Annotated in this window: 7 protein-coding genes, 1 pseudogene and 1 CRISPR repeat array; all 8 genes and pseudogenes read right to left on the minus strand. The window is 30.4% G+C overall.

The window, feature by feature from the left end:
* Positions 1 to 115: 115 nt before the first annotated feature.
* The gene (locus tag A3M9_RS0109595; protein WP_027309037.1) at positions 116 to 2,404 is read right to left on the minus strand and encodes a CRISPR-associated helicase/endonuclease Cas3; all 2,289 of its coding nucleotides are present in this window, start codon (positions 2,402 to 2,404) and stop codon (positions 116 to 118) included.
* 37 nt (positions 2,405 to 2,441) lie between these two features.
* The gene (cas5b, locus tag A3M9_RS0109600) at positions 2,442 to 3,155 is read right to left on the minus strand and encodes a type I-B CRISPR-associated protein Cas5b (RefSeq protein ID WP_027309038.1); all 714 of its coding nucleotides are present in this window, start codon (positions 3,153 to 3,155) and stop codon (positions 2,442 to 2,444) included.
* 9 nt (positions 3,156 to 3,164) lie between these two features.
* Entirely contained in the window at positions 3,165 to 4,040 is an 876-nt protein-coding gene (cas7b, locus tag A3M9_RS0109605; protein ID WP_027309039.1) for a type I-B CRISPR-associated protein Cas7/Csh2, read from the minus strand.
* Positions 4,041 to 4,055: 15 nt separating this feature from the next.
* Entirely contained in the window at positions 4,056 to 5,954 is a 1,899-nt protein-coding gene (locus A3M9_RS0109610; protein WP_027309040.1) for a TIGR02556 family CRISPR-associated protein, read from the minus strand.
* A gap of 11 nt (positions 5,955 to 5,965) precedes the next feature.
* Positions 5,966 to 6,691: a CRISPR-associated endoribonuclease Cas6 gene (cas6, locus tag A3M9_RS0109615; protein ID WP_027309041.1), complete on the minus strand. Its 726-nt coding sequence runs from the start codon at positions 6,689 to 6,691 to the stop codon at positions 5,966 to 5,968.
* A gap of 104 nt (positions 6,692 to 6,795) precedes the next feature.
* A complete protein-coding gene (cas2, locus tag A3M9_RS13665) occupies positions 6,796 to 6,990 on the minus strand; it encodes a CRISPR-associated endonuclease Cas2 (protein ID WP_051350690.1) in 195 nt (64 codons plus the stop codon).
* Positions 6,983 to 7,126 (minus strand): annotated as a pseudogene (locus A3M9_RS14650) (CRISPR-associated endonuclease Cas1); the annotation flags it as partial. The pseudogene A3M9_RS14650 and the gene cas2, both read right to left, overlap by 8 nt.
* Before the next feature lie 10 nt (positions 7,127 to 7,136).
* The gene (cas4, locus tag A3M9_RS0109630; protein ID WP_027309042.1) at positions 7,137 to 7,628 is read right to left on the minus strand and encodes a CRISPR-associated protein Cas4; all 492 of its coding nucleotides are present in this window, start codon (positions 7,626 to 7,628) and stop codon (positions 7,137 to 7,139) included.
* A 60-nt stretch (positions 7,629 to 7,688) separates the two neighbouring features.
* Positions 7,689 to 8,051: direct repeats of the CRISPR family, unit length 26 nt; unit sequence GTTTCAATCCCTTATAGGTAGGCTAT.
* The last annotated feature ends 1 nt before the right edge of the window (position 8,052 follow it).

An 8,052-nucleotide genomic window follows, 5' to 3' on the forward strand; every position in this document is an offset into this window, starting at 1 on the left:
ATATCCCCCCTCTTTTTTGGGCTACATTTATATTTTTCGTTACAATTTTACAAATTCCTTTTTTTATTTTAATTATTATATAAAAAATTTTTCTAAATTTTAGTGTAAAAATAATTTAAAAAATCATAAATGTCTCATCCTTCTCTCTTATAAGCCCTGTATCTACATTGTAGTAGTCCTTAAGAGCTATTTGGGGAAGGACAAATATACCATATCTATTCTCAAAATTTTTATAAGTTTTTTCTGGAACAGAGATGAAATAATAGTTAAGTTGATTCTTTATCTTTAAATATTCTTCTCTTCTTTTTTCATAATCTTTTATTAATAATATTTCAAAATATTTCTTTAAAGTTTTAACTGCCTCATCATCTACCTCTACAAACACATCTATATATGTAGGATTGTTTTCAATTAAGGAAAACCTGCTTAATGGGTATTTATAGTCACCTGTGAATATAAGCCTTTTTATAGACTCTATATAACCATTTGAAACATCCTTTTGTTTATTATTTATAACCATTTTAAAATAATCATTTATTAAATTGTAATAATCCTTTTCAAATATAACCTCTTTATTCTCAATCAATTCCTTTGTAATATTAACTGAAGTGTTTCCATAAACGTGTTTTGAAAAAAGTTCTCCCTTTTCATTTACCATTTTATATACATATACTTCACCAAGCTCTTTTTTGCCGTTTCTGTTACACCTTCCTGCACATTGAATAATTGAATCAAGTGGTGCTAAATCCCTTATCACTACATCAAAATCAAAGTCAACTCCTGCCTCAACAACTTGAGTTGAGACAAGTATAATCTTGTCCCCTCTCTTTAGCCTCTCTGATACCTCTTTTATCCTCTCCCTTCTATGCTTTGGCACAAGATTTGTTGAAAGATAATACACATCCTCTAAGTCCTTAAGCCCACTAAATATCTCAATTGATTGATTTATTGTGTTGCATACGATTAAATAGGATTTATCTTGTATATTCTCTTTAAACTCCTGTATAAACTCACCAACACTAATCCCTTCAAGCCTTGGGATTAATTTCGTCCTATTAAATAATGAAAAATACTTATCGCACCCCTCTAAAAGCTCAACAGCCCCATTTAATATTGCAGGTTTTGTTGCCGTCATCATTATTATTTTTACCTCAAGATACTTAACAGCAAGATTAAATATAAAGTCAATTAAAGGATAATACTTTATATCTATTGCCTGAACTTCATCTAAAAGAATTATAGAACCTCTTATGTTCACAAATTTTTTAAGCATTCTGTTTCTATTGCCAATTAAAGTTTCAAGAAGCTGAACAAAGGTAGTAACTACAACTCCACTTTCCCAGTTTTCTATAAGAAGTTCCTGCTGTGTTTTAGTATAATCCATATTTTCATCTAAATACTCAACATCTGCCATACTGTGATGCTTTATTAAATACCTTCCCTTGAAACTTTGGTATTCTTGAAATTTTGAAAATAGCTCCTCTATTACATCATAATTTTGGTCTATTATTGATGTAAAGGGAAGAGAATATATTATTCTTCTATTACCACCTAATAGTTCCCTTAGTTTCAACGCAGAAAAAAATCCTGTATAAGTCTTTCCTGTACCCGTCGGTGCTGTTATGGTAAACATACTTTTATCTTTGTTTTTTTGTATGTTTTGAAGGACATTTTTAAATATACTGCTTCTTATTCCATTTATATCCTGCTTACCCTTTATTTTTTCTTCCCTCTCCCTATTTAACCTATCAAATTCTATAACTCCAATATTATCTAAAGCCCTTGTATTTGAGGCACTCAATTTATCTGCTGAAATTAGAGCAGAATAAAAATAAAGCAGATTTACATAGTGAATTTCATTCTGTTCCCTTTCAATTTTAAAATGGATTTTTCTAAGTTCCTTTAATATATCTAAAGCGTCCTCCTCTAAAAAATCATTAAAAATCTGCCCTAAGCCTACCATTTCATAATCTTTATATATTTCATCTTTGTTTTTCTTTATATCCTCCATCTGCTTTTTAAATATGTTCATCTTATCAAGAACCCAAATATCCCCTTCATCTATTTTCTTGAAATTCTTAGGCAGGTGTTCAAGTGGAGTCTCTAAATTGCCGTGATGATGTAAAATAGCAAGATAAACATATAAAGGGTACGGTTCCTTTAAAAGATTTAAGGCAACATATCCCCCAAAGATTGCAGATATAAAGCCGTGTTTTGAAAACTCCGATGTTTCTTTACCAAATAAATGTCTTTGAAAATAGGTTGTATATTTTCCAAAATCGTGACAAATCGATATTACCCTATAAACCTCCCTATCTTCATCTTCAAACAGTCCTTTATTTATATCATAAACTTCCTTTAAATGTTCAATTAGAAGTTTATCTGGATGAGAATAAAATGGCATTTTACCCCTCCTAAAGATTAAGGGGACTTTATGTCCCCTACATAAATACTATATTTTCTCCATTTTGCAGTCTTAAAGCATCACAATTTAACTTTACCTTAAGTGCCTTTCCTTCCTCCTCAAATATATATGTTGCAGCCTCCTTAATTAGCCTATCACTATAAAAGTCCCTTGGCATTCTCTCCCTTGCAAGTGTAAAATCTTCAAAGTTGAAGTCCAGTTTCTCTATAAAATCCTTATTTATTGGAGTTACAATCTCCTGTATGCCATCTATATTTTCAGCCTCAAATTCCCCTACAAACTCAAAGGAGGCACTAAAGGGTGCGGTACCAAAGTAAATGGGATATTCACATCTTGATGTGGCTATTTTATCCTTTATTATTTTATATACTTCTTCATCTTTATGATTTAAATACACCCTATATACTACATTTCCATTCTCTGACGCAATGACTTCAAAGGGAACCTGTGTATGATCCTTAACCTTATAAACATCCTTTGGATTTTCTATCTTCATATAGTTTAATGTCTGCATTATCTTTCTTGGTTTAAACATAATTCTAACAGATAAATTTAAGTTTTCACTGGAAAGTAATTCATAATAGCTGTCTCTTTCATATCCCATAATAGCTGCTACTATTCCCATAAGGGTGGTTCTTGGGGGGAGAAGGTAGGATAGGGAGGAGGAATTTGTGTAAAACTTCCTAAAGTGTGCAAGCCTTCCCTTCATATCAAAAACTAAAACCTTCATAAAATCACCCTACTCAACTTCAACAAGATTAAAATCTTTTAATGCTTCCTTTAAATCCACCCTACTTCCATTTACCTTAAGTTCAAGTGAACTGTCTGTAAAATAGAATATTTTATTTATCCTGTCCTTATTTTCAACAAACTTCGCTACAAGTTTTGTAATATCAAGGCTTACTTCTTCTATATCCCTTATATTTTCAACCCTTTCATTTAAAGATATATAGTCTCTAAAGTCTCCAAGAATAGTGTGGCTGTCCTTATATTCAACTCTTAAATAAAGCCTTGGGTATTGTCCAACCTTACTTCTTGTGGCAAGATTAACAATAGCGTACTTCATTGCCTTATCTAAAAGTTGTAGGTCTTCTTCTGTTAGCTTAGTTTTTTCTGCTCTTTTACCTGATACAACACCAAAGAAGGCAATTAGAGAATATTTTACCCTATAATCCTTTCCTATTGCACCTTGGCTATTTCCTGTATCACTTAAAAAATGAGATGTAATGGAACTTTCTAAAAGTTCTACCTTGTTTAAAGAGTATCCCCAATTAAATTGAACTGGTCCAATGAAGGTTTTATTATTTCCCTTAATAGGCATTGTTGCCCCAAACATTCTAACGTCTATCAAATTGTTTAATATCCATTCATCTGTAAATTCCTTAAACTCCTTTGTTCTTCCCTCTGCATTTACTTTTTTCCCATCTACTCCCCTTACAAATATGTCATAGCCTAAATCTAAAAGATAATCCCTTATGTATCTTTTTAGTCTTAAATCTGAAACAAGATTTATTTCCCTTTCATAGTCCATTCTTGGTCTATTTTCTTCATCTGGGTCTCCATTTGGATTACAAAGCTTTGCGTCATATAAATACAAAATTTCATTATTGTTCATTTAAATCATCCTCCTTTAAAAATGTTTTACACTTGCATAGGAATATCCTGAAAGAATGTAGTATAGATTTTCATTTTTATTTAAAGTCCAATTTGATAAATTTTTATCAATAAGTCTTTTAAATTCATAATAAATACCTTCGTTATAAACCCTTAGCGGCTTATCATTTGACTTTTCTTGATTAAGTTTATTAAACACATCCGTTGACAATCTCATTAGTTTCTGCTTATCTACTCCATTGAAATTTATTTTGTTTAAAATTGGCTTTTTACCTTCAGAATTTTTTCCTTGCACATTACCTATTTCACCTATTAAATATCCAAGTAAAAACAGTGCTGTTCTTTGTTCATCATACTTCATTGTTTCAATGTATTTCTTTAGGTCATCCTTTAGGGACAATTCCCTTACATCCATTCCTTCTCCCTCCTTTAAACAGCCAATTTTTTCAAGTACCTTTGTAAAAATCAATGTCTTATTTATATATGTTTCTACCCTTTGATAAAAGGATATATTGTACTCCTTAAAGCTTGAATCACCCTGTCTTCTAAATATGATTTGAGCTGCTCTGCAAAAGTCATTTATAAGCTTTTGTCTATCAAGGTGTCTTGTTGATAAAATTGCATCATATATGTTAAGAATGTTTCTATATTCAGTTGCCTCACCCTTGCTTTCACGTATTGGAACCATTGAATATATTGTGTTTAAGTTAAATTTTATATCTGGTATAAAATTATTTAGTTCACCACTTGAAGTTTTAATAGCTCCTGCTAATCTCTTAAATATACTTGGATTTACATCCTTAATAAACCTCTGTACCTTTGTGGATGCTTGATTTTTTGTATAGAAGATGAAGTTTAGAAGGAAGTAATGGTCACTATCTTCTATTGACATATCTATTTCTTCCTTTACATCATCTATAGATTCTAAATTTTTTAATGTATCAAAGGAATTTTTTATTTTGTCCTTTACAAAGTCTAGGTCTTTAATATTTATTACATCACCATATATAAAATGGGGCAGAATATATACATTGAACTTAGCAAGCCTTGTATTTAGGTTATTCATAAGATATGTTTCACCTGCAAGAAGGCTGTTTAGGCAGTTTTCACAAAGCTGTAAATTCCTATTATATTTACTTTTATTTAACTCACTGGCAAAAACTAATAGGTTAGTTGTATAAAATTTCAACTTTGTATTTGTCATATTCTTTTCCATATTTTCTATAACATTTTCACTGCCACCACAAAGATGACAAACACTATTTTCTTCCTTTGATTTTGAAGATATCTTTGGCTTTTTGGATTCAATCACTGCATTTTTATACTCATCATAATCTGTAAGAGGTTTTCCATCTATGCAAAGTACAAAGACACCAAAATCCTTTAGCTTCATATCATATTTATTTTTTATATAATCTTCTATTTCCTTTGTTAGAGCATCTGAAAACTTACTACCCTTTTTCCCTTCTTTTATATGTTCTTGATACTTTGCCTTTACATCAACATCTAAACCAAGCTTTTTTAAATCTATTGCGTATTTAACATCCTTATCATTAATGTGTATACAAAATTTTTCCAATATATATTTTATCTTTGAATTCAAGTATTCTCCTAAATCTATGCTTGTTAAGTTGTATATTGTCTGATTTAAAAAATATCCTAAACTACTGCTTGAAGCATACCATTGGAGAGAATTTCCATATAATGAACCTACAAAACAGTATTTATATGCAGTGTCACTACTCATTTCTTCATTAACATCAATATCTATTTTTAAATTTTGTGTATCAAAGTTTAGCTTGAAAACATATCTAACCTTACCCTTAACTTCTGGTTCAATTTCCTTTATTATATTGTTTAAAAGTCCCCTTTCCTTTAATGCTGCCTGCCCTAATTGAATAATTCCCTCTATCAATCTATCACCTCCTATACTTCTTCTATACAACCAAACCCTTGTGAATTTTTACTGCCAAGTCCAGCCCCATAGGCAAACTCAAGTATTTCCTTTGAAGCATCTATTTTAAATACTCCATTCCATCCCTTTATAACTGTGCCTTTATAAAGGACTATACTTTGATTTAAGGTTTCCTTAACTGGTGTAATCTTTATGTCTATATCCTTTAAATTAGTATCATAGTATGAATTGTATTTATATACTAAGTTTCTTTTTATTAACTCCTCAAACTCATCTTCAGAAGGATTGTAGTAATAGGTCTTTTTACTTCCATCCCTTTCAAAGGTACTATAAACAGTAATTGGAGATTTTGTAACAAACACATTTCCATCAAGCTTTGGATAGATGTATCTTATATTTTTTACCTTTACTTCATTACCAATAATGTTTATTGAGCCATTTTCTATATAGTTTTCTACAACATATCTTAAAAACTCATCATCTACCGATGAAATCAAAAGCTTTGCAGAATCTTGAAAAATTATTCTCTTATTTTTATTATCTAATCTAAACTTTCCCTCCAGCCTTGAAAAGGTATATAATTTATATCTTCTGTTGTTGAATTCATAGCCTTTGTCGTGTATAAACTGTGCATATTTTTCATCATTTATCCATTTTAAAATTACCGCCTGCATAATATGGTTGTAGTGGATAGGAAGATTTAGCTCATCAAACTCAAGATTAAGTTCTACTCTCATAAGACACCTCTTTTGTTAAAGTTTGTTAATATATACTTCTATATTTTTCTTAAAATTCCTGCTACAATTTTATAATAATCCTTTCCTATCCTATTTTTATTGCACTAAATTATTGAATTTTGTGGGTTTTTATCAAGTCCCATAACTTCTCTACTTGAATATTTTAGGCTGTTGAATTTATATATTATTACTGAATCGGCTTCTTTTTTTATTATCCTATTTAGCTCCATTTGTAACTTCTTTAAATTTGCCTCAGTTATATCACCTTCAAACACTGAATTTTGAACCCAAGTTGACATCCACTTCTCCAAATATCCATATATTATTTATTTCTTCTACAGGTAAATATTTTTTAGTGTCTTGTGTTTCAAAATATAAGGTATTGTCCTTTCTTTTTAATTCGCCATTTGAAAATATGTATATATCCTTGTTCATCTAATCACTCCTATGCATAACAATATTCTCTATAAGCACAGTTTTTACAGTAAACACATTCTTCAACTTTTGGAGGAAGTGGGGATTCGATTATATTTATTATTTCCTCCTCCATCTTCTTTAACTTTATTATATTTTCATCTGTGAGCTCAACTTCTACACGTCTTCTTTCTTCTGGGTATTGTAAAACACCCTTTGCCTCAATTTCTGCCTCATTTAATATTTTTAAATAATAAAGAAGTTGCCATTTTGATGCCTCTAAAAATTTAGAGGACTTTTTTGTTTCACCTATTATTAGTTTATTTTGGTTCTGATACATAACATCAAAAGCTACATTACCAAAACGTATTTCCTTCTCGTTTCTCCTATAGTAGTTCTCGTGTATAAACCTTCCTATATCAATGTTTTCATCATCTTGATTTGGGAGTATACCGTGGGACATTAAGTACACTTCCCTTTTACAAATGTTGTAATACCAAATTAAAGTTCCATTTACATCCATTACATCACCACCTTTTTTGTAAAACTTAAGCTCCAAAGTAAAGTATTACCTTTACTTTGGAGCTTTAAACCTCATAGGTAGGCTATAAACTAAATGAATTAATTAAACAAGATTTGTATATTTACAAGTTTCAATCCCTTATAGGTAGGCTATAAACATATTATTCAATGGCTCATTATTTCGCTTATCAATATGTTTCAATCCCTTATAGGTAGGCTATAAACGGTCTTTTATTTTACCTTCTATTATCTTATATTCGCTGTTTCAATCCCTTATAGGTAGGCTATAAACAAGGAATCAATAAAAGATGCCCTAACAAACGCAACAACGTTTCAATCCCTTATAGGTAGGCTATAAACTCTGCTTGCGTCATAGTGTCGTACTACTCTTTCAAGAGGTTTCAATCCCTTATAGGTAGGCTATA

The sequence above is a fragment of the Caloramator sp. ALD01 genome (assembly GCF_000472625.1).
Lineage (GTDB): Bacteria > Bacillota > Clostridia > Clostridiales > Caloramatoraceae > Thermobrachium > Thermobrachium proteoclasticum.